Source organism: Streptomyces tailanensis (genome assembly GCF_008386495.1).
Lineage (GTDB): Bacteria > Actinomycetota > Actinomycetes > Streptomycetales > Streptomycetaceae > Streptomyces > Streptomyces tailanensis.
The window spans coordinates 53,118-75,361 of sequence record NZ_VTHJ01000033.1; the positions used below are offsets into that span (position 1 = coordinate 53,118).

Sequence of the window (22,244 nt, forward strand, 5' to 3'; positions counted from 1 at the left end):
CCGACGCTCACGACGCTCGTACGACGAGGAACGACCGTACGAAGAAGATGCGGACGACGAAGACGACGAAGACGAAGCGGCCTTCTCGATCGTCTCGACATCCTGGGCGCCGGGCTGCTCCGGCACGGACACCTCGGAGACCACCGCAGCGTCGGTCGCGCCGGTCGCCTCGGCGGGAGCAGCGTCGCCCGTCTCCTCGGCCCGCGCCTGCGCGACGGCCGCCTCCGGGTCCTCGCCCCGCTCGCGCGCCGCACGGGCGGTGAGCCGGTCGGCCTCGTCGCGGAGCTCGGCGGCACGGCGGGTGGCCCGCTCCAACTGCTTGGTGAGGTGAGCGACTTCACGCTCGGCCTGCTGCGCGGCGTTGCCGGCGGACTCGGCCTGGACCTCGGTCATCGACCGGGCGCCGGTGATCTCGGCGACCTCGGGGTCGAACGTCGTACCGCCCTGGATGATGTGACGCCCGGCGTCGACGCCCGCGTCCTCCATCAGCCGGAAGATCTGGCGGCGCTGGTGCGGCAGGGAGAGGGACACGACCGTGCCCGTACGCCCGGCACGCGCGGTACGGCCCGCGCGGTGCAGGTAGTCCTTGTGGTCGCCGGCCGGGTCCACGTTGAGCACCAGGTCGATGCCGTCGACGTGGATACCGCGGGCGGCGACGTCGGTCGCGACGAGCGCGTTGACGTAACCGTCCTTGAAGTCGGCCAGCGTGCGGGTACGCGCGCCCTGGGTCATACCGCCGTGCAGTGCGTCCGCCTTCACACCGGCGTCACGCAACTGCTCGGCGATACGGTCGGCACCGAGCTGAGTGCGGACGAAGATGATGGTGCGGCCCTTACGGGAGGCGATCGCGGCGGTGACCGGCGCCTTGTCCTTGGGCTTCACGATCAGGATGTGGTGCGACATGGTCGTCACCGCGCCCTGGGCGGCGTCGACCTCGTGCGTGACCGGGTTGCTCAGGTAGCGCTTGACCAGCGTGGAGATCTCGTTCTCCATCGTCGCGGAGAACAGCATCCGCTGGCCGCCGGCCGGGATCTGGTCGAGCAGCTCGGTCACCTCGGGCAGGAAGCCCAGGTCCGACATCTGGTCGGCCTCGTCGAGGACGGCGATCTGGACGTTCTCCAGCGAGCAGGCACCGCGGTTGATGATGTCGCGCAGCCGCCCCGGCGTGGCGACGAGAACGTCCACACCCCGCTCCAGGGCGTAGATCTGGTTCCCCATCGAGGTACCGCCGCACACGACCTTCATCTTCAGCCCGAGGACATCCCCGTACGGCTGCAGCGCGTCCGCGACCTGCATCGCGAGCTCACGGGTCGGCGTGAGGATGACGGCACGCGGCTTGTGCTTCTCGGTGCGCCCGCCGGCCAGCGTGGCCAGGGTCGGCAGACCGAACGACAGCGTCTTGCCGGACCCGGTACGACCGCGGCCCAGGATGTCCTTCCCGGCCAGCGCGTCCGGGATGGTCGCGGCCTGGATCGGGAACGGGACGGTCACGCCGTTCTGCGCGAGCTTGCGCACGACGCCCTCGGGGAGACCGAGATCCGCGAAGGTGATCTCGGGGGAGCTGGTCTCGTCCGTGTTCTCGGGCACGACGACGTGATCAGTACTGGAAATGGACATGCGTATGCGAAACCTTCCGGAGTCTCGTCGGCACGCGCCCGTCAACTCCGTGATTCGCACACGACCGCCTCTATGCGGTCCGCCACGGCAAGGGAGAGTACGCGCCACACGGCGCGCTCTGCGATGGCGCCGGGCAAATGGGATCAAACGATCTACCACCATACGCACCCACCACCCCCCAAGGCAAACTGAGCCCGTATCCGCAGGTCAGGGGCGGGCCCGGAAACCTAGCGGGGGTCCAGGGGGCGCAGCCTGGCGGGGTCCGGGGCGGAGCCCCGTGTCGGTACGGGGTCGAAGGGGCAGCGCCCCTGGGAACGGGAACGGGTAGGGGCGGCGGGGGCGAAACCCCTCAAGGGCGACCCCACCCCACCGAACAGACACCCCCCGCCGGAGGCCTACGCCGCATCCCCCGCCGCAGGCGCCGGCTCCCGCTCCACCAACTGCGACCCCTGCCCAGGCGCGGACGACGACGGCTCGGCCGAGGGCGGCGGCGTAGGCGACTCCACCGGCTTCGAGGGCGGCGGCTGCTCCGGCTGAGTGGGAGTCGGCGTAGGAGTCGGCTGCTCCTTCGTGGGCTCGGGCGCCTCCGGCCGCTGATGCCCCTTCCCGTCCCCGTTCCCCCCCTTCGGCGGCACCGCCTCCCCGGACGGCTCCGCCCGCCCGGACGCCGAGGCCGACGCGGACGGCGTCCCGGACGCGGAGGCGTCGGGCGAGGCGGAAGCACGCCGCTTCCCCTTCCCGCCCTTCCCGGCCCGGTGCCCCGCATCGTCGCCGCCCGCCACCGCGGAACCCCCGTCCGGCGCCTCACCACCCCGCTGCGCGGCGGAGGGCGAGGGCCCGGGCTTGCGCACCTCGTCATCTCCCACGCTTATGCAGCCGGCGGCCGCGGCGACGGCCATGACCGTGGCGGCCAGACGGACAGGTACGTACAAGGCGCGCACGGCAGCCACCTCCGAGGGGGCGTGAAAGGAAGTCCCCCTGCCCAACTCCCGTCACCCACAAGAAGACACGCGCGCCCTGAAGGGGGGCGCGAGCAACCACACACAACCCGCAACCCAAAAGCCCTTAAAGCCCCTACGACAAACCCGCAGCCCTTACCGTGAACCCACCCAACTACCCATACCCGAGCGCATGCAACCGCGCGTCATCGATCCCGAAGTGATGCGCGATCTCATGCACCACGGTCACCTCGGTCTCCGCGACCACGTCATCCCGCGTCTCGCACATCCGCAGCGTCGGCCCCCGGTAGATCGTGATCCGATCCGGCAGCACCCCCGCGTACCACTCCCCGCGATCCGTGAGCGGAGTCCCCTCGTACAGCCCGAGCAGCTCGGGGTCGTCGGTGGGCGGCTCGTCCTCGACGAACACCGCCACGTTGTCCATCAGCCGTGTCAGCTCCGGCGGAATCCGGTCCAACGCCTCGGCGACCAGTTCCTCGAACTCCTCGCGCGTCATCTCCAGCACACGGACATTGTCATGCACGACACGCACGTACGAGCGTTCCCGTCCCCCACCCCAGAGAAGTTCCCGCACCCCACCCCCTCGCATATCCACCCCCACCCCTGGGCATACGGGACCAATGGCCCTCCGTGCCCTGGTCCGCCACTACCGCTCCCGTCACCCGCACCCCACCGCCGAGCTGGTCCACCGCCCCCACCCCTGGGCCCGCGCCCTGGGCCTGGTGACCGTCGTGCTGATCGGCGCCTGGCTCGGTCTGCTGATCGTGGGCAACGTACGCACCCCGGTCGGCCCCATGAACACCACGATGACCCTCCGCCCGTCCCTCACCGGCGGCACGAAGATCAACGTCTCCCCGCTCGGCGCCCTGGAGCTGCGCAGCCACAACGCCCCGGTACGCCTGGACGTGAACGTCGACCAGCTCGACCCGGCACGCGCCCAGGCCCTGGTCGACCACCCGGAACGGATCTCCGGCCTGCAGGACGAGATCGCCTCCGACGTCCAGCACGGCACCCTGGACCTGGCCGTACGCTCCGTCGTCGCCGTCGTCTCCGGCGCCACCGCCCTCGGCCTCGCCGTCTACCGCCGCCCCGGCCGCGCCCTGGCCGCCGGCGGTCTCGCCCTGGCCCTCCTCACCGCCTCCGGCGGCGCGGCGGCCGCCACCTGGAACCCGAACTCGGTCCTGGAGCCGAAGTTCTCCGGGCTGCTCTCCTCCGCGCCCTCCCTCGTCGGCAACGCGCGCAGCATCGTCACCGAGTTCGACGTCTACCAGCAGGAGCTGGCGCGCCTGGTGACGAACGTGACCAAGCTGTACGACGCCACGTCCACCCTCCCCGCGTACCAGCCGGACCCGACGACCATCCGCGTCCTGCACGTCTCCGACATCCACCTCAACCCGGCGAGCTGGAAGATCATCGCCTCTCTGGTGGAGCAGTACGAGATCAACGTCATCGTCGACTCCGGCGACACCATGGACCACGGCTCCGCCGCCGAGAACGGCTTCCTCGACCCGATCGCCGACCTCGGGGCGCCGTACGTCTGGGTGCGCGGCAACCACGACTCCCGGGAGACCCAGCGGTATCTGGAGGGCATCGACAACGCCCACGTCCTCGACGAGGGGAGGGCGGTGACGGTGGGCGGCCTGCGCTTCGCGGGGATGGGTGATCCGCAGTTCACCCCGGACCGCTCGGCCGAGAAGGAGAGCCTGCCCTCGGAGGAGGTGGCCGGGCAGAGCCTGGCCGACGCCCTGCGCGCCCAGAAGGCGGCCGGCACCCCCGTGGACATCGCCATCGCCCACAACCCGGACGCCGCCCGCGAGACGGACGGCCAGGTCCCCCTCGTCCTCGCCGGGCATCTGCACCACTCGGAGATGGAGGTCCTGGACAAGGGCACCCGCCTGCGCATCGAGGGCTCCACCGGCGGCAGCGGCCTGCGCGCCCTGGAAGGGCAGTACCCCGACCCGATCGAGACCTCGGTCCTCTACCTCGACCGCGACACCCACCGCCTCCAGGCGTGGGACGAGATCAAACTCGGCGGCCTGGGCCTGACAACCGCCGAGGTCAGCCGCCACCTGCCGAAGGAGAACCAGCCAGGAGCCGCCCCCGAGGACGACCGTTCCCCGTCCCCCACGGGAAACACGCCCACCGGCAGGCCCCCCAGTGGCTCCCCCAACGGGTCTCCGAGCACGTCAACCGACGTGTCCCCCCGTGCCCCGTAAACCGTTTTGGCGATACCTCCCGCCATCCCATATGCTTCTCACGTCCCCGACGCGCTGAGAAGCGCCCAGGCGGGCCGATAGCCCTCATCGTCTAGCGGCCTAGGACGCCGCCCTTTCAAGGCGGTAGCACGGGTTCGAATCCCGTTGGGGGCACGCAACAACCTGTGCGACACTGTCGTACGCACGCTTGGTCCTGTGGAGCAGTTTGGAGTGCTCGCCACCCTGTCAAGGTGGAGGCCGCGGGTTCAAATCCCGTCAGGACCGCTGAGGTTACATGTTTCACGTGAAACCTCGCGGCTGGGTAGCTCAGTTGGTACGAGCGATCGCCTGAAAAGCGATAGGTCGCCGGTTCGACCCCGGCCCCAGCCACAGTTAAGGCCCCGTTCTCCGGATCGGGGCCTTGTTGTGTGTACGCCTTGCTGGGCCGCAGCAAAAGTGTTCGCCATGGATTTCGCCGGGATGAGATCCTGGGTCCCGTATGTCTACGCCACCTGCCCCCGCCTTCGGCGCCCTCGCCCCCCGTCTGGCCGAGCTGTCCCTGCGCGATGCGCACCGGCTCGGGCGCAGGCTCGAAGGCGCGCGCAAGATCCGTAAGCCCGAGGCCCGGGCCGCCGTGCTCGCCGAGATCGAGGCGGAGGTCGCCAAGGGCGAGGTCCGCATGGCCGAGCGCGCCGCACGCGTCCCGGCCGTCACGTATCCCGAGCAGCTGCCCGTCAGCCAGAAGAAGGACGACATCGCGGCAGCCATCCGTGATCACCAGGTCGTTATCGTCGCGGGTGAGACCGGCTCCGGGAAGACCACCCAGATCCCGAAGATCTGTATGGAGCTGGGGCGTGGCGTGCGCGGCATGATCGGCCACACACAGCCGAGGAGGATCGCCGCCCGTACGGTCGCCGAGCGCGTGGCGGAGGAGCTGCGGACGCCCCTCGGTGAGGCCGTGGGCTGGAAGGTCCGGTTCACCGATCAGGTCGACCAGGACGCCACCTTCGTCAAGCTGATGACGGACGGCATCCTGCTCGCCGAGATCCAGACGGACCGCGAGCTGCGCGCGTACGACACGATCATCATCGACGAGGCCCACGAGCGGTCCCTCAACATCGACTTCCTGCTGGGCTATCTCGCCCAGCTGCTGCCCAAGCGCCCCGACCTCAAGGTCGTCATCACCTCGGCGACCATCGACCCCGAGCGCTTCTCCCGGCACTTCGGCGACGCCCCGATCGTCGAGGTCAGCGGCCGTACGTACCCGGTCGAGGTGCGCTATCGCCCCCTCCTAGAAGAGGGCTCCGACGACACCGACCGCGACCAGATCACCGCGATCTGCGACGCCGTCGAGGAGCTCCAGGCCGACGGCAAAGGCGACATCCTCGTCTTCCTCTCCGGTGAGCGGGAGATCCGCGACACGGCCGACGCGCTGATCAAGAAGCAGTACCGCTTCACGGAGGTCCTGCCCCTCTACGCCCGGCTCTCGCACGCGGAGCAGCATCGCGTCTTCCAGCCGCACACCGGCCGCAGGATCGTTCTGGCCACGAACGTCGCCGAGACCTCGCTGACCGTCCCCGGCATCAAATACGTCATCGACCCGGGCTTCGCGCGCATCTCCCGCTACAGCCACCGCACCAAGGTCCAGCGGCTGCCCATCGAGGCGATCTCCCAGGCCAGCGCCAACCAGCGCAAGGGCCGCTGCGGCCGTACGTCCGACGGTGTCTGCATCCGCCTGTACAGCGAGGACGACTTCGACGCGCGGCCCGAATTCACCGACGCGGAGATCCTCCGTACGAACCTCGCCTCCGTCATCCTCCAGATGACCGCGGCCGGCCTCGGCGACATCGAGAAGTTCCCGTTCATCGACCCGCCGGACCACCGCAACATCCGCGACGGCGTCCAGCTCCTCCAGGAGCTCGGCGCGCTGGACCCGGCCCAGAAGGACGTACGCAAGCGCCTGACCCCGATGGGCCGCAAGCTCTCCCAGCTGCCCGTCGACCCGCGGTTGGCCCGTATGGTCGTCGAGGCCGACAAGAACGGCTGTGCCCGCGAGGTCATGGTGATCGCCGCCGCGCTCTCCATCCAGGACCCGCGCGAGCGGCCCGCCGACAAGCAGACCCAGGCGGACCAGCAGCACGCCCGCTTCAAGGACGAGTCCTCCGACTTCCTCGCCTTCCTCAACCTCTGGCGGTACGTCCGCGAGCAGCAGAAGGAGCGCGGCTCGTCGTCGTTCCGCCGGATGTGCAAGCAGGAGTACCTCAACTTCCTGCGCATTCGCGAATGGCAGGACATCTACAGCCAGCTGCGCACGGTCGCCAAGCAGATGGGCATCCATCTGAATGAGGACGACGCCCCGGAGCAGCAGGTCCACGTGTCGCTCCTCGCCGGTCTGCTCTCCCACATCGGCATGAAGGACGTGAAGGAGGGCGCGAAGAACGAGTATCTGGGCGCCCGGAACGCCAAGTTCGCGGTCTTCCCGGGTTCGGCCCTCTTCAAGAAGCCCCCGCGCTTCGTCATGTCCGCCGAGCTGGTGGAAACGTCGCGGCTCTGGGCCCGAGTCAATGCCAAGATCGAGCCCGAATGGGTCGAGCCGCTCGCCGAGCACCTCCTCAAGCGGACGTACAGCGAACCGCACTGGGAGAAGGACCAGGCGGCCGTGATGGCGTACGAGAAGGTCACGCTCTACGGCGTACCGATCGTCGCCCAGCGGAAGGTCAACTTCGGCCGGATCGACCCGGAAGCCAGCCGCGAGCTTTTCATCCGCAACGCACTCGTCGAGGGCGACTGGCGTACGCACCACAAGTTCTTCGCCGACAACCGCAGACTCCTCAGCGAGGTCGAGGAGTTGGAGCACCGGGCCCGGCGCCGGGACATCGTGGTCGACGACGACACGCTCTTCGACTTCTACGACCAGCGGGTCCCCGAACACGTGGTCTCCGGCGCCCACTTCGACTCCTGGTGGAAGCACAAGCGGCACGAGCAGCCCGACTTCCTGGACTTCGAGCGGGAGATGCTCATCCGGGAGTCGGCGGAGGCGGTCACCAAGGCCGACTACCCGGACTCGTGGCGCCAGGGACAGCTCAAGTTCCGTGTCACGTACCAGTTCGAGCCGGGCGCGGACGCGGACGGCGTGACCGTCCACATCCCGCTCCAGGTCCTCAACCAGGTCACGGACGAGGGCTTCGACTGGCAGATCCCGGGCCTGCGTCAGGACGTGGTGACGGAACTGATCCGTTCCCTCCCCAAGCCGATCCGCAGGAACTACGTACCGGCCCCGAACTTCGCCAAACGGTTCCTGGACACGGCGGTGCCCCTGCGGGAGCCGCTGACCGTGGCCCTCGCCCGCGAGCTGAAGCGCATGGTGGGCGTACCGGTGGCACCCGAGGACTTCGACTGGTCCCGGATCCCCGACCACCTGAAGATCACCTTCCGTATCGTCGACGAACGGCGCCGGAAGCTGGCCGAGGACAAGGATCTGGAGGCGCTGCGGCTGCAGTTGAGGCCGAAGGCCCGCAAGGCCCTCTCCCAGGCGGCCGCGGCCACCGCGGAACGCCAGGGCGGCGAGTCCCTCGAACGGACGGGCCTGACGGACTGGACGATCGGCTCCCTCACCCGCGTCTTCGAGACCCGCCGCGCCGGCCAGCCGGTGAAGGCGTACCCCGCGCTCGTCGACGACGGACCGAAGGCGAACACCGTCTCCGTACGCCTCTTCGACACGGAGGCGGAGCAGACGGAGGCCATGTGGAAGGGCACCCGTAGGCTCATTCTCCGAAACATTCCGGTCAACCCTGCGAAGTTCGCGAGCGAAAAGCTGACGAACGCGCAGAAGCTCGCGCTGTCGGCGAATCCGCATGGTTCGATCCAGGCCCTGTTCGACGACTGCGCGATGGCCGCGGCGGACAAGCTGATCGCCGACTTCGGCGGGCCGGCCTGGGACGAGTCGTCGTACCGCAAGATGTACGACAAGGTCCGCGCCGAGATCGTCGACACGACGGTGCGTACGGTCGGCCAGGTGCAGCAGGTGCTGGCCGCCTGGCAGTCCTGTGAGCGCCGGCTGAAGTCCACGCGCAGCCCGGCCCTCCTGGCCAACCTCACGGACGTACGGACGCAGCTGGACGCCCTCGTGAAGCCCGGCTTCGTCACGGAGGCCGGCCTGCGCCGCCTCCCGGACCTGATGCGCTATCTGGTGGCGGCCGACCGGCGCGTCCAGCAGATGCCGACCGGCGTCCAGCGGGACACGTCCCGTATGGAGAAGGTCCACGAGATGCGCGACGAGTACGCCTGGCTGCTGGAACAGCTCCCGCAGGGACGGCCCGTCCCCTCCGCCGTCCTCGACATCCGCTGGATGATCGAGGAGCTCCGGGTCAGCTACTTCGCGCACGCGCTGGGGACGGCGTACCCCGTCTCCGACAAGCGCATCGTGAAGGCCATCGACGCGCTTGTGCCGTAGGCGGTGGCCGGTAACGGGGCCTGCACTCTGGGTGAGTTCGACCAGTGGGCCGCCGCTCCTGTACAGTCTCTTCTCGCAGGCCAGCGCGGAAACGTGGTGACTGCGAAACCTGGTCCTGTGGAGCAGTTTGGAGTGCTCGCCACCCTGTCAAGGTGGAGGCCGCGGGTTCAAATCCCGTCAGGACCGCAGTGATTACGAGAGGGCTCGCATCCGGTATGGATGCGGGCCCTCTCGCTGTGGGCACATGTCGCCCAAGCGCTCGGGGCTGCGGGGTTGTCGGGCGACTGCGGGTTGTCGTGGGTTGCTCGCGCAGTTCCCCGCGCCCCTTAAAAGCCAGGGGGTGCCCCCAGTTCTTTCAGGGGCGCGGGGAACTGCGCGACCAGCCCCCACTCACCTGCACCCTCTCGACAACGCCACCCACCCGAGCTCCCCCGTGCCCCCCAGCGGAGCGTCAGGGCTCTTGACGGCGTCACATTCCCTCGGTACCTCAGGAATCAGGGCTCCACGACCCCGGAGGTGGCGTATGGCGGCGACCGCTCGGCATGAGACCCGCGCACTGCTACGCGCTCACCTGTCGGCCGCTTCCTCGTATCGCCATGTGACCCGCCGCTGCCCGATCTGCCACCGGCTGCTGCGGCTGGCGTCGGAGCCCGCGGCGGGCGGCGAGGACGGCCCTGAGAGCCCCTCCAGCCCCTCCATCCGACCCAAGGCGTGAGACGGGCGGAGCGGGGAACAGACTCGACAGGGGAACGTTTCTTCCTCAACTCCCGCCCCCACTACCGCAGATGAGCCACCGGAAACAAGCATCTCGGCATGTGACGGGTGTCACCGCATAAGTTTTCAGCGCGCCGCCTCTTACCGGGCTCCTACAACTGGTCAATTTAATATGTGCAATTGCACCAGTCCCCGAAGGCCCACACAGGAGCTCCGACAGCCCTCCCCAGAGTCCGCCCACCATCACCGGCCGCGCACCCTCGGGGCACAAAAAAGATCGCGCTGGACCCGGCGGAGTCCAGCGCGATCTACGACGCACCCTTGTCGCAAAGCTCTGTATGGCTGGGGCGTGGGTCCTGTTGGGGCAGGGCCCGCGTCGCTTTGAGCGGTTGAGCTGTGGCTTCGGGCGGCTCGGCCGATGGGGGACCAGCCGAAATGCCCTGTTGTGCGGTTGTGTCAGGCCTCGCTGCGCTGCTGCGGAATACCCGCGAGCAGTGCGCGGACCTCAGCCTCGCGGTAACGGCGGTGTCCGCCGAGCGTGCGGATGGACGTGAGCTTGCCGGCCTTCGCCCACCGCGTGACCGTCTTCGGGTCGACGCGGAACATCGTGGCGACCTCAGCCGGGGTCAGCAGCGGCTCGGCATCAGGGGTGCGAGCGGTCATGAGCGGCCTCCTCGGGAGAACCGAACCTTCTCGGTTCTTTCCTCTAAATTCTGCACCTTGACCCGCGTTGCCCGAAATGGCGGACGCGAGTCGAGTCGGTTATAGGACGAACGGCTTGTCCTCGGCACTACAACTACACCATCTGTCCAGCCGCGTCGGCCAAACCGATGGAATTGCCCTCCCAGGTGTTCATCAGCGACGGATGCCGATGGACCATGCCATAGCGGACAGTCACGCCACCGTGACGATCAGTCACAGTGGCGTGCAGGAGTCACCAGACCCCCCAAAGCGTGCAATGCTGAGATTCTGCCCATAGGCGGGCAGAAGGAGCCTCCCCCGGGCTCCTTGTCCTATTTTGACACGAGGAGGCGTGTACGAGGCAAGGCCCACGTAAGTGCAATCCGTCACGCTTGGCGCCACCTTGATACAAAAGCCCGGATCGGGGCCTAAGTCCCACGATGACGCCCATACGGAACTTCGGTGCGTCAAGCCTGGGCCAAGGGTGGACAGTTCACCATGCTTCAGCCTTTGTGGAAAGCCTCTTCTCAGCTGCCCCACAAGTCACAAGTACGCATGGCGGGTTCGGGCGGTTCATCCGGAAGGTACGGATGGCAGGTCGGCCCGGTTCAGTTCGCCGAGCGCCGGTCCCGTACCGCCCGCCACCGCTCGACCAGACGCCCGTACGCCTCCCCGGCGGCCAACCCGTCGCCGCTGCGAAGTGCCTCGATGCCCTCGGCCACATCGGCGGCTGAATGATCACCGTCCAGCTCGTCGGCGGGCAGCACATGCACGAGGCCGCCGTAGTCCAGCTCGACGAACGAGCGCGGGTGGAACTCCTCCAGCCAACGGCCCACGTCGATCAGACCGTCGATCAGCGGACCCTCGTCGATGGTGTCCCGCAGCGCCCGCAGCCCGCGCGCCACGCGCCGCCGGGCCTGCACCATGGGCGTGCGGTAGCGCAGCACGGGCGAGGCCTCACCCGAGCCCTTCTCGTACGTCCGCTCCTCGTCCGAGACGAGGACGAACCAGTTCAACGGGACGTGCCAGGTGGAGGTGCGGATCCACGGGCGGGCGTCGGGGTTGCGGACCAGCCAGCGCTCGTAGTCCTGGCTCGCCTGCCGGCGCACCAGCGGCGGCAGCACCGCGTCCAGGACCGGCGCGGGCAGCTCCTCGGCCAGGTCACCGAGCGCCTGCCAGCCGCGCAGCCGGGTGCGCCAGGGGCAGACGCAGACCACGCCGTCGGCGTCCAGCACGAAGGCGTCGCTGCTCTCGTGCACCGGCACCGGCACGGGCGGCGTGGGCAGCAGATCGGCCAGCGAGCGGCGCAGCTCGTCCTGGTACGAGGGCCGGTCGGTGCGCCGGGCGTAGCGCGCCCAGTGGGTGCGCTCCGGCTCGGGAAAGGCGGCCAGCGGCTCGTACACGCGGAGGTAGGACGCGTACGGGACGATCACCGAGGACACCTTGGGCACGCCTGCTCCCTCCCCCGCCGGCCACCGGGGAAACCTGCCGAACCCGCACATGAGCGGGCAGGAAAACTGTACGGATCGCACCACGGCCGTACTCCGGGAGTGGGTGATCCTGAAGCTGCACCGCTGTCGGGCGGGCGCAGGCTCTAATCTCATGGTCACAGATCCCGCCACCCGTACGGGAGCCTGTCACCAACCGCCGCTTCTTACCCAGGAGTCACCACCGTGACCGAAGTATCTGACGGCGTCCTGCACACCCTGTTCCACTCGGACCAGGGCGGTCACGAGCAAGTCGTGCTCTGCCAGGACCGGGCCAGCGGCCTCAAGGCCGTCATCGCCATCCACTCCACCGCGCTGGGCCCCGCCCTCGGCGGCACCCGCTTCTACCCGTACGCGACCGAGGCCGAGGCCGTCGCCGACGCGCTGAACCTCGCGCGCGGGATGTCGTACAAGAACGCCATGGCCGGGCTCGGCCACGGCGGCGGCAAAGCCGTGATCATCGGGGACCCGGACCGCGACAAGACCGAGGAGCTGCTGCTCACCTACGGGCGGTTCGTGGCCTCGCTGGGCGGCCGGTACGTCACCGCGTGCGACGTCGGCACGTACGTCGCCGACATGGACGTCGTGGCACGCGAGTGCCGCTGGACGACGGGCCGGTCCCCCGAGAACGGCGGCGCCGGCGACTCGTCCGTCCTGACCGCCTTCGGGGTCTACCAGGGCATGCGGGCCTCCGCCCAGCACCTGTGGGGCGACCCGTCGCTGCGTGACCGTACGGTCGGCATCGCGGGCGTCGGCAAGGTGGGGCACCACCTCGTGGAGCATCTGCGGGCGGAGGGCGCCGAGGTCGTGATCACGGACGTCCGCGAGGAGGCCGTACGGCGGATCCTCAACCGGTATCCGGCGGGGGTCACGTCCGTCGCCGACACCGACGCGCTGATCCGGGTGGAGGGGCTCGACATCTACGCCCCCTGCGCGCTCGGCGGCGCCCTGAACGACGACTCCGTGCCCGTGCTCACCGCCAAGGTGGTCTGCGGCGCCGCAAACAACCAGCTCGCGCACCCCGGTGTCGAGAAGGACCTCGCCGACCGCGGGATCCTCTACGCCCCGGACTACGTCGTGAACGCCGGCGGGGTCATCCAGGTCGCCGACGAACTCCACGGGTTCGACTTCGAGCGGTGCAAGGCGAAGGCCGCGGAGATCTACGACACCACGCTGGCGATCTTCGCACGCGCGAAGACGGATGGTGTTCCGCCGGCCGCCGCGGCCGACCGGATCGCCGAGCAGCGGATGCACGAGGCGGCCGCGAAACGCGGGCGCTGAGCGTTCCCCGCTCGTTCCGCTCGTTCCGCGCGAGGGTCGCACATCTGGGGCCGGTACCCGCCGGTGGATTTGGAGAGAACTCTCACTTCGACCGGCGGGTCGCTCGCCGAGAAACGGTTAAAATCGCGGTTGACCAGCGGGGACAGGGCTCCTCGCAGGTTCTGGGCACAGGCGCGTACTGCGGGCGACGTACCGTATGGGCGCGGGCTCAGGTACCGTGGAAGCCCTACGGACCGGTCTCTCCACGGAGAGCCCGTTCCAGATCATGAACGCGTGTCAAGACTCTGGGGCCGTCGAGCCCCGTCACCGAGGGGGTCGAGCCATGGGGCGCGGCCGGGCCAAGGCCAAGCAGACGAAGGTCGCCCGCCAGCTGAAGTACAACAGCGGCGGGACTGACCTGTCGCGTCTGGCCAGCGAGCTGGGCGCATCGACTTCGAGCCAACCTCCGAACGGCGAGCCGTTCGAGGACGACGAAGACGACGACGACCCGTACGCCCAGTACGCGGATCTCTACAACGACGACGAGGACGATGAGGACGACGAGTCCGGTCCTGCGTCGCATCGTCGGGGCGCTTGACGCCGCATCGCTGCGCTTTGCCCGGTCCGAGTGGTTCACACCACCGGACCGGGTTTTGCGCGTTGCCGCTCCGCTGGGTTGAGCCGGGCGCCTAGTAGCTCGGGAGTACCTGTGGTTTGGCGGCTGCGGGGTACGTTGTGGTTGCTCGCGCCCACGCGGCGGAGCCGCAAATGTCACAGCCCCGCGCCCCTTTAGCGGCTGCGCCGCTAAAGGGGCGTACTCCCCGCTCACGTGCGCGCGTAGTCGCCCACCAACTCTGCGCCCGTCGTGTGGTCGGCCCTGTCCGTGATTTCGCCTGCCACCCAGGCCTCCACGCCGCGGTCCGCCAGTGTGGTCAGGGCCACGTCTGCGGACTCCTGGGGCACGATCGCGATCATGCCCACGCCCATGTTCAGGGTCTTCTCAAGCTCCAAGCGCTCTACCTGGCCCGTCTTGCCGACCAGGTCGAAGATCGGGGCCGGGGTCCAGGTGGAGCGGTCGACTGTGGCGTGGAGGGTGTCGGGGATCACCCGGGCCAGGTTGGCGGCGAGGCCGCCGCCCGTCACGTGGCTGAACGCGTGTACTTGCGTCGTCCGGGTGAGCGCCAGGCAGTCCAGGGAGTAGATCTTGGTGGGCTCCAGGAGCTCCGCGCCGAGGGTGCGGCCGAGTTCGGCGATCTCGGTGTCCAGGGAGAGGCCGGCCTGGTTGAGGAGGACGTGGCGGATCAGCGAGTACCCGTTCGAGTGAAGGCCGGAGGCCGCCATGGCGATCACCGCGTCACCCGTACGGATACGATCCGGGCCCAGCAGGCGCTCCGCCTCGACCACGCCCGTGCCCGCCCCGGCGACGTCGAAGTCGTCCGGGCCGAGGAGGCCGGGGTGCTCGGCGGTCTCGCCGCCGACGAGGGCGCAGCCGGCGAGGACACAGCCCTCGGCGATGCCCTTGACGATGGCCGCGACCCGCTCGGGGTGGACCTTGCCGACGCAGATGTAGTCGGTCATGAACAGCGGTTCGGCGCCGCAGACCACGATGTCGTCCATCACCATCGCGACCAGGTCGTGGCCGATGGTGTCGTAGACGCCGAGCTGACGGGCGATGTCGACCTTCGTGCCGACGCCGTCCGTGGCGGAGGCGAGCAGCGGGCGCTCGTAGCGCTTGAGGGCGGAGGCGTCGAAGAGGCCGGCGAAACCGCCGAGGCCGCCGAGGACCTCGGGGCGCTGGGTCTTCTTCACCCACTCCTTCATCAGCTCTACGGCGCGGTCGCCCGCCTCGATGTCGACGCCCGCGGCTGCGTAGCTGGCACCAGTTGTCTCAGACATGACGGTGAGAACTTTCGTGTCGTACTGCAGATAAGCAGGTGATGCGGACCCGACTACGGGCGACGGATCGCGTCGGTCGCGGCCGTGGCGGCGGGCCCGGCGGCCAGCTCGGTCTCCAGGAGCTGCTTGCCGAGAAGCTCGGGGTCCGGCAGCTCCATCGGGTACTCGCCGTCGAAGCAGGCACGGCAGAGGTTCGGCTTGGCGATGGTGGTCGCCTCGATCATGCCGTCGATGGAGATGTACGCCAGGGAGTCGGCGCCCAGGGAGGTGCCGATCTCGTCGATGGTCATGCCGTTGGCGATGAGCTCGGCGCGGGTGGCGAAGTCGATGCCGAAGAAGCAGGGCCACTTGACGGGGGGAGAGGAAATCCGGATGTGGACCTCCGCCGCGCCCGCCTCGCGGAGCATGCGGACCAGGGCGCGCTGGGTGTTGCCGCGGACGATCGAGTCGTCGACGACCACCAGGCGCTTGCCCTTGATGACTTCCTTCAGCGGGTTCAGCTTCAGGCGGATGCCGAGCTGGCGGATCGTCTGGGAGGGCTGGATGAACGTACGTCCGACGTAGGCGTTCTTCACCAGACCCGCACCGAACGGGATGCCGGACGCCTCCGCGTAGCCGATGGCGGCCGGGGTGCCGGACTCCGGGGTCGCTATCACCAGGTCGGCCTCGACAGGGGCCTCCTTGGCGAGCTTGCGGCCCATCTCCACGCGGGAGAGGTACACGTTCCGGCCGGCGATGTCGGTGTCCGGGCGGGCCAGGTACACGTACTCGAAGACACAGCCCTTGGGCTTCGCTTCCGCGAAGCGGGAGCTGCGCAGACCGTTCTCATCGATGGCGATGAACTCGCCCGGCTCGATCTCGCGGACGTAGGCGGCGCCGCAGATGTCGAGGGCGGCGGACTCGGAGGCGACGACCCAGCCGCGCTCCAGGCGGCCGAGGACGAGCGGGCGGATGCCCTGCGGGTCACGGGCCGCGTAGAGGGTGTGCTCGTCCATGAAGACGAGGGAGAAGGCGCCGCGCACCTGCGGGAGGACCGCGTGGGCGGCCTCTTCGATGGTCAGGGGCTTGTCGTCCTCGTCGACCTGGGCCGCGAGGAGCGCGGTGAGCAGGTCGGTGTCGTTGGTGGCCGCGACGCGGGGCGTACGGCCCTCCTGCTTGGGCAGGTCGGCGACCATCTCGGCGAGCTGGGCCGTGTTGACCAGGTTGCCGTTGTGGCCGAGCGCGATCGAGCCGTGCGCGGTGGCACGGAAGGTGGGCTGGGCGTTCTCCCAGGTGGAGGCGCCGGTGGTCGAGTAGCGGGCGTGACCGACCGCGATGTGACCCTGGAGGGAGCCGAGGGAGGTCTCGTCGAAGACCTGGGAAACGAGGCCCATGTCCTTGAAGACGAGGATCTGGGAGCCGTTGCTGACCGCGATACCCGCGGATTCCTGGCCCCGATGCTGGAGGGCGTAGAGCCCGAAGTACGTGAGCTTCGCGACCTCTTCGCCCGGGGCCCAGACACCGAAGACGCCACACGCGTCCTGGGGGCCTTTCTCGCCGGGGAGAAGGTCGTGGTTGAGTCGTCCGTCACCACGTGGCACGCCACCGAGTGTAGGCGAGATCGCGCACCGGTCCGAATCCGCCGATCTCGCCCGACCCGGTCCCCGACTGCGGGACGCCGCCCGTCACTTGTCGGCGACAGCGGCGATACCCGTGTTGTTTTCGCTGGTCAGCGTGATGCTGCGGTGATCGATCCGATATTCCACCGTGCCCTTGAAGAGCTCCAGGACGCTCCGTTCGACGGCCATGAGTGAGTCGGAGCACATCCGCCGGGTGGTACGCGGCGGACCGAGGGTGATCTCTCCGTCGCTCACCGTCGCCTTCGCGGAGACCTCGTTGCACCCGGCGCTGCCGCTGACCGTCCCGGCCTTCTCGTCGAAGGTGAACCAGGCCTTGCCGTCGGCGCCCTCGGGGAGCGAGGAGGCGACGTCGTGGTCCATGAGCGACTCGACCTGCCACTTGGTGCCGTACAGCTCGGCGGGCTTCTCCTCGCTGAGTTTCACGGTGTCGCCCTCGGTGGTGGTGAGGGTGAGCCTGCCGTTGGTCTTCTCGGGGGTGAAGGTCCCGGTGCCGAGCGCGCGGGCGAAGGTCTCCTCGAACTTCATCGAGGCGTCCCCGCAGGCCATCTGGGTGGACCGGACGGTTTCGAAGTCGATGCCGTCGTCCTTGAAGGTGGCGGTCGAGCCGAAGGTGTTGCAGCCGTAGTTGCCGTCGACCTCGCCCTTGTCGTCGATCTTCAGGTAGGCGCCGTCGGGAGCCTCGGCGGTCTTGCCGTCGACGGTGAGGCTGTCCACGGCCCAGCGGACGCCGGTGACGGATGACTTCGTCGTGTTCGTACCCGAGCCGACCTTGCCGCTGCCGGAGCCACCGGCCGACTCGGTGCCGCAGGCCGCGAGGAGCGGAAACAGGGTCAGGGCCGCCAGGGGGAGGGCGGTGCGGGTCAGTCGCAGCTTGTCCATGCCGGTGGGACGGGTGGGGTGCGTGGGCGGTTCCACCGGTTTTCTCGGGCCTGGTGCTCAGCTCATGAGGGGGAGCAGCTTGCTCAGGTCGGCCCGCTCGCCGCTCGCGCTGACCTTCGCCTCGTCCCGTGCGGTGGCCCAGTCCAGGCGGCCCGTGGCGAGCCGGATCCATGTCAACGGATCGGTCTCGACGACGTTGGGCGGGGTGCCCCGGGTGTGCCTCGGCCCCTCCACACACTGCACGACGGCGTACGGCGGGATCCGCACCTCCGTGGATGCGCCGGGCGCCTTCACGGCGAGCGCGTCCGCGAGCAGGCGGGTGCAGGCGGCGAGGGCCTGACGGTCGTACGGGATGTCGAGGCCCGGCACGGCGGCGATCAGGTCGTCGGTGTGGACGACAAGTTCGATGGTGCGGGTGACCAGGTAGTCGGCGAGGGTCATGAAACCGGGACGGGTCGCGAGCAGCCGCTCGCCCGGGGTGGCGGCCAGCCGCTCGGTCAGCCGCTGCTCGGTGCGGGCGTACAGCGCGTCGAGGTCAGGGTGCTCGCGAGCGAAGTCGCGGGTGCGGCCGGCGCCCGCGGCTGCCAGAGCGGCGGTCGCGAACGGCCACTCCAGCAGGGCGAGTTCGGCCTTCGCGGGTGGCTCCAGGTCGATGGTCCGGCTGACGCTCTCGACGGCCATGGCGATATGCGCGGCCAGTTCCCGCACGGTCCAGTCGCCGAGGCGCGTGGGACCCGTGAGCTGCTCGGGGGTGAGGGTGCGGACCGCGTCCCGTACGTTCCCGAACTGGGCCAGGACGGCCTTGCGGGTCTTGGCGGGGTCGTAGGTGCGGGGGCGTTTCCTGGCCGGGGGCATGGGGGCGAGCCTATTCGGAGGGGAGGGCGGAGGTGGTGGGGAATGTGATGTCGGTGCAGTCGTGGGCGGCGGTGATGTGGTCGACGTAGGCCTTGAAGAGGGGGCGTAGGCGGGGTTCGATCGCCGTGACGTAGGAGTAGCTCACGGTGAGGGTGTGGACCGCGGGCTCGCCGTCGCAGGTGGAGGAGGCCCACCAGATGTCGGCGCGTTCGGCGCGGCCCGACGTACCGGGCGTCAGCGGGGTCCGCTTGCCGCCGAACGCCTCGCCGACGACCTTGCGGGCCTCGTCGCCGAAGTAGGACTCGGTCCGCAGCCACCACGGGGAGTGGCCCAGGACGCCTTCGAGCCTGCCGTAGCGCTCGGGCAGCTCGGGCCAGACCCGCTTCACCTGGGCGGGACTCGCGGCGAGCAGGCAGGAGCGCTTGAAGCTGTGCTCGCCCTCGCGTGGTGTCTCCCGGGCCCGGTCGGGAAGGCTGCCGAGGCCCTCCTGGCCCAGGAACTCGGCGTACCAGCGGCAGGAGCCTTTCGCCTCCGTGGCCTTCTTGAGCTTGGCGTCCGGTATCCAGAGCCGGGGGAAGGACGCGGCGTGCTGGTCCTCGGGAGTGCAGCCGAGGTGGTCCGCGACCTTGTAGGCGGCGCCTGCGGCCAGCTCGATGACAGTCCGGAGGTCCCGGAGCGAGACGTCGTCGTAGAGAGCCTTCGTCACGACGTTCACCGAGGTCACATCGTCCCTGGCGGTCTTGGCAGTCTTGCAGGTGACCTTGAACGTGGCGCTGTCGTCGTTGTAGTGCCCGAGACGGCCGTCGTCCTCGGCCGGGTAATCGAGGGGATGGTCAGGCGACTGGTCGGCCACACGGGTCACGTCCTCGGCCCCGCCGCGATGCTGTGCGAAGAACGGGTTCAGGCTGTCGTCCACGACGTTGGGGTGATCGTCGCCGGGGTTCGTGTACACCGACAGCGCGAAATGCCCGTATGCGGTGCCGGGATCCTCGACCCGGTAGATGGCGCAGCCGCCGGGGAGCGAATCGAGCGTGAACGTGTCTTCGCTGCCCTGCCCCGGACGGACCCGTGCCGTCCCCCCGTGGAGCCCGAGCACCCGGTCCGGATCGACGAGCCCCCCACAGGCCTCGGTGATCCGCTCCCGGCTCGCCTGCCGGTCCCGGTACTCCTCCACCTCCAGCCACACTCCCCAGCCACTCGCCCCGATGCCCAGCACGGCGGTGGCGGCCACGAGTTCGTTGAAGGCGTTGCGCGGGCGGCTGCCGCGGTCCGGGAAGCTCATGACGTGGCCTTCTCGGCGTACGAGGCCGTGAACGTCTGTGCGCGGGGAACTCGATGTCCGTGCAGTCGTGGCGTTCGGCGGCGTCGGTGACGTACGCGCGGAAGACCTTCTCGTACGCGAGGGACGTCAGCTTGTCGTAGCCGACGGCGATGGTCATGGTGTGGATGCGGGGCTTGCCGTCGCAGACGGAGGAGGCCCACCAGACCGCCAGGCCCTGCTCGTCGCGGCCCGCCTCGCCCGGTGCCACGACGGTCGGGGTGTCGTCGGAGGCGTCCTTGGGCTGGACGTTCTTCGCGAGTTCGCCGGCGTAGGTGTGGAAGGAGACGAACCACTGGCCAGGGTTCTCAGGCTTGACGATGTAGCCGTACTTCTTCTCGTCCGCGTGGGACCGGTAGAGGCCGTTCGCCTCGCCCCGGCTGAGCACCAGGGCGCAGCTCTCGTCCCAGGTCTCGCCCTTCCGACGGCTCTCGAACACCTGGTCGGCGAGGTTGTCCTGGCGGGCGAAGCCGGCCTCGCGGTACCAGGCGCAGGTGCCGTTCGCCCGGGAGGCCGGGGTGGGGCCCTCCGTCAGGGCCGGGATGTCCTCCGGTGGATCGGGCAGCCGGTCGGCGCAGCCCAGCCGGTCGGTGAGGTTGTTTGCCGTGAGTACGGCGGTCTCGGCGAGGATGTTCCGGTCGTGGTCGGTGAGCTGGCCGTTGTCGTAGAACGCCGACCCGAGGCCATCAGCGAGGCCCTCGCCCACAGCGACTTGACCGGCCGCCCGTCCGACTCGTCCTCGGCGCAGGGAAGTTCGACGATGACGCCCGAGTCCGTGACCATCCCTGTGATGCCGCCGCCGAGCGGCTCGGCGGGGTAGCTGAGCTTGCCGAAGGGGTCGACGAGGAACTCCCAGGGGCCCTCCGGAACCGTCGGGGCCTCATCCGGGTAGACGCCCACCGCTGCTGTGAAGAACCACCTCTCACCGGTACGCGTGCCGATCTTCTCGCCGGCCTCGGTACTGAACATCTCGCAGTCCTGGGGCAGCCCGGCGTCCAGTTCGATCGTGCCCTCGTCGCCCAGGCGGTGCCTGATGCCGCCGCCCGCCGGGGAGAGCGCCGGCACGCGTCCGGCCGGGACGAGTCCCGCGCATCCGGCGTCGATCTGGCGTCGGTTGTTCCCGACCTGCCAGATCTCCTTGCCGCTCCAGCCGATGCCGGCGACAGCGACAGCGACAGCGACAGCGACAGCGACAGCGACCAGACACAACAACACGTTGACGGACTTGCGTATCCCGTCCGGGACTTCCACCGCTTTCCCTTCCCCGTTCCCACCGATGGCCTGCCGAAGTTAGCAGCCGTGCCGGAGGGTTGGGGCGCTGGTTCAGTCCGTGGCCGTCTTCAGGTGCTCGGTGAGAGCGGCGAAGGCGGCGGGGTGGAGGAGCAGGGCGGGGCCCTGGGGGACCTTGGAGTCGCGGACGGCGACCAGGGTGTGGGTGGGGATGAGGTTGGCGACTTCGACGCAACCGCCGCCCGTCTGGTCGCTGTACGAGGACTTGAACCAGGCGCTCTCGTCGGCCAGTTCGAGGGCGTGGTGGTGTGTGCTCACGGCAGTTCCAACTCTCGTGCTGCTCACTTCAGAAATTCGGGGGTTTCCCTGGGGCGGCCGGCCTCGGACCGCATGGCGTCGAACCGGCGGCGGTAGGCCCAGATCTCCGTGTCCTTGTCCGTGACGTTCACCGAGGAGAAGCCGTCGACGCTCACCACGGTGGGCAGCGGTGGCTCGAACTCCATGAGGATGAAGTTCTGGCCGCACCGGTAGACGGGCTGGTTCAACGGCAGGATTTGTACGGTGACATGGTCGCGCGCGGCCAGTTCCGCCAGGTGCTCGTACTGCTCCCGCATCACCTCCGGACCACCGAGTACGCGGCGCAGTACCGCCTCGTCGTGGCGATCTTGAAACGGCGGAGTACCCCTGCGGGCCGTGGACGCGGGCGATCGGGCCAGTGTCGGGAAGGAGTAGTTCCTGGCCCGGGTCACCAACGAGGGTCTGTCGACACTACCCCTGCCCGGCGTTTCCGCAGGTCGGCAGTGTCGGCAACCCGTGTCGGCGATCAATGTCGGAAACGGTGCTGGTCGACGGGATACTCGCCCGTTGCTTGTCCCCTGGTGTCAGAGGTAGGAGTCCGGGGCCGACGCCGTGGGCCGCCGCGATCCAGCGGTCCATGCGGCGCAGCCGGTTGGGGTTGGCCGTCCCGCCGGTGACCGTGCCCACTGGGCGGGTGGCGGCGCGGGATGTCATACGTGCGAGGGTATGCGCCGCCGGAACCTCCTTGCGTGCGTGTCTCTACGGCATACGGGGCCAGGTGTCC

The 22,244-nt window shown here is 69.2% G+C and carries 18 protein-coding genes, 4 tRNA genes and 1 pseudogene; 9 read left to right on the forward strand and 14 right to left on the reverse strand.

All coding sequences use genetic code 11. The features are described from left to right. The 3 genes from F3T56_RS25335 to F3T56_RS25345 form a co-directional block, all read right to left on the reverse strand. On the reverse strand, positions 1-1,617 hold a 1,617-nt coding region (locus F3T56_RS25335), incomplete at its 3' end, for a DEAD/DEAH box helicase (RefSeq protein ID WP_246203836.1). Between the two features lie 395 nt (positions 1,618-2,012). Further along, positions 2,013-2,558 (reverse strand): hypothetical protein, encoded by a 546-nt coding sequence (locus tag F3T56_RS25340; RefSeq protein ID WP_149827678.1) that lies wholly within the window; start codon positions 2,556-2,558, stop codon positions 2,013-2,015. Positions 2,559-2,730: 172 nt separating this feature from the next. Next, positions 2,731-3,081 carry a metallopeptidase family protein gene (locus F3T56_RS25345; RefSeq protein ID WP_149827679.1) on the reverse strand — a complete coding sequence of 117 codons (351 nt, stop codon included), beginning with the start codon at positions 3,079-3,081 and terminating at the stop codon, positions 2,731-2,733. A 115-nt stretch (positions 3,082-3,196) separates the two neighbouring features. Here F3T56_RS25345 and F3T56_RS25350 point away from each other — a divergent pair, with 115 nt between their 5' ends. The 7 genes from F3T56_RS25350 to F3T56_RS25380 all read left to right on the forward strand — a co-directional run bounded on the left by F3T56_RS25350 (position 3,197) and on the right by F3T56_RS25380 (position 9,939). After that, entirely contained in the window at positions 3,197-4,792 is a 1,596-nt protein-coding gene (locus F3T56_RS25350) for a metallophosphoesterase family protein (RefSeq protein ID WP_149827680.1), read from the forward strand. An 80-nt stretch (positions 4,793-4,872) separates the two neighbouring features. Next, positions 4,873-4,945: transfer RNA gene (locus F3T56_RS25355), tRNA-Glu, on the forward strand. Between the two features lie 36 nt (positions 4,946-4,981). Then, positions 4,982-5,056: transfer RNA gene (locus F3T56_RS25360), tRNA-Asp, on the forward strand. A gap of 31 nt (positions 5,057-5,087) precedes the next feature. Continuing rightward, positions 5,088-5,161: transfer RNA gene (locus F3T56_RS25365), tRNA-Phe, on the forward strand. Positions 5,162-5,270: 109 nt separating this feature from the next. After that, on the forward strand, positions 5,271-9,224 hold the full coding sequence (gene hrpA, locus F3T56_RS25370) for an ATP-dependent RNA helicase HrpA (protein WP_149827681.1): 3,954 nt from the start codon (positions 5,271-5,273) through the stop codon (positions 9,222-9,224). Between the two features lie 111 nt (positions 9,225-9,335). Next, a tRNA-Asp gene (locus F3T56_RS25375) sits at positions 9,336-9,410 on the forward strand. Between the two features lie 337 nt (positions 9,411-9,747). Next, positions 9,748-9,939, forward strand: a complete 192-nt coding sequence (locus tag F3T56_RS25380; RefSeq protein WP_149827682.1) for a DUF6274 family protein — start codon at positions 9,748-9,750, stop codon at positions 9,937-9,939. A gap of 455 nt (positions 9,940-10,394) precedes the next feature. On the opposite strand, the gene bldC is transcribed toward F3T56_RS25380, so the two are convergent. Continuing rightward, on the reverse strand, positions 10,395-10,601 hold the full coding sequence (gene bldC / locus F3T56_RS25385; protein WP_003949541.1) for a developmental transcriptional regulator BldC: 207 nt from the start codon (positions 10,599-10,601) through the stop codon (positions 10,395-10,397). Positions 10,602-11,227: 626 nt separating this feature from the next. Further along, a complete protein-coding gene (locus F3T56_RS25390; RefSeq protein ID WP_149827683.1) occupies positions 11,228-12,070 on the reverse strand; it encodes a DUF8083 family protein in 843 nt (280 codons plus the stop codon). A 222-nt stretch (positions 12,071-12,292) separates the two neighbouring features. Here F3T56_RS25390 and F3T56_RS25395 point away from each other — a divergent pair, with 222 nt between their 5' ends. Together F3T56_RS25395 and F3T56_RS25400 are read left to right on the forward strand one after the other, a co-directional pair. Continuing rightward, positions 12,293-13,387: a Leu/Phe/Val dehydrogenase gene (locus F3T56_RS25395; RefSeq protein WP_149827684.1), complete on the forward strand. Its 1,095-nt coding sequence runs from the start codon at positions 12,293-12,295 to the stop codon at positions 13,385-13,387. A 322-nt stretch (positions 13,388-13,709) separates the two neighbouring features. Next, on the forward strand, positions 13,710-13,964 hold the full coding sequence (locus F3T56_RS25400) for a DUF3073 domain-containing protein (protein WP_149827685.1): 255 nt from the start codon (positions 13,710-13,712) through the stop codon (positions 13,962-13,964). 227 nt (positions 13,965-14,191) lie between these two features. On the opposite strand, the gene purM is transcribed toward F3T56_RS25400, so the two are convergent. From purM to F3T56_RS25445, 9 genes and pseudogenes are all read right to left on the reverse strand, one after another. Continuing rightward, on the reverse strand, positions 14,192-15,262 hold the full coding sequence (purM, locus tag F3T56_RS25405) for a phosphoribosylformylglycinamidine cyclo-ligase (RefSeq protein ID WP_149827686.1): 1,071 nt from the start codon (positions 15,260-15,262) through the stop codon (positions 14,192-14,194). 53 nt (positions 15,263-15,315) lie between these two features. Continuing rightward, positions 15,316-16,842 carry an amidophosphoribosyltransferase gene (purF, locus tag F3T56_RS25410; protein WP_149827687.1) on the reverse strand — a complete coding sequence of 509 codons (1,527 nt, stop codon included), beginning with the start codon at positions 16,840-16,842 and terminating at the stop codon, positions 15,316-15,318. Between the two features lie 84 nt (positions 16,843-16,926). Then, positions 16,927-17,760: an META domain-containing protein gene (locus tag F3T56_RS25415; RefSeq protein WP_149827709.1), complete on the reverse strand. Its 834-nt coding sequence runs from the start codon at positions 17,758-17,760 to the stop codon at positions 16,927-16,929. Positions 17,761-17,817: 57 nt separating this feature from the next. Then, the gene (locus F3T56_RS25420) at positions 17,818-18,615 is read right to left on the reverse strand and encodes a maleylpyruvate isomerase family mycothiol-dependent enzyme (RefSeq protein ID WP_149827688.1); all 798 of its coding nucleotides are present in this window, start codon (positions 18,613-18,615) and stop codon (positions 17,818-17,820) included. A 10-nt stretch (positions 18,616-18,625) separates the two neighbouring features. Further along, positions 18,626-19,897: a hypothetical protein gene (locus F3T56_RS25425; RefSeq protein ID WP_149827689.1), complete on the reverse strand. Its 1,272-nt coding sequence runs from the start codon at positions 19,895-19,897 to the stop codon at positions 18,626-18,628. A gap of 567 nt (positions 19,898-20,464) precedes the next feature. Beyond that, the gene (locus F3T56_RS25430) at positions 20,465-21,184 is read right to left on the reverse strand and encodes a hypothetical protein (protein ID WP_149827690.1); all 720 of its coding nucleotides are present in this window, start codon (positions 21,182-21,184) and stop codon (positions 20,465-20,467) included. 72 nt (positions 21,185-21,256) lie between these two features. Continuing rightward, complete coding sequence (locus F3T56_RS25435) at positions 21,257-21,481, reverse strand: DUF397 domain-containing protein (protein ID WP_246203838.1); 225 nt, start codon at positions 21,479-21,481, stop codon at positions 21,257-21,259. A 23-nt stretch (positions 21,482-21,504) separates the two neighbouring features. Further along, a complete protein-coding gene (locus F3T56_RS25440; RefSeq protein ID WP_216373008.1) occupies positions 21,505-21,912 on the reverse strand; it encodes a DUF5753 domain-containing protein in 408 nt (135 codons plus the stop codon). Positions 21,913-22,069: 157 nt separating this feature from the next. Beyond that, a pseudogene (locus F3T56_RS25445) lies at positions 22,070-22,174 on the reverse strand (class I SAM-dependent methyltransferase); the annotation flags it as partial. Positions 22,175-22,244 lie beyond the last annotated feature (70 nt).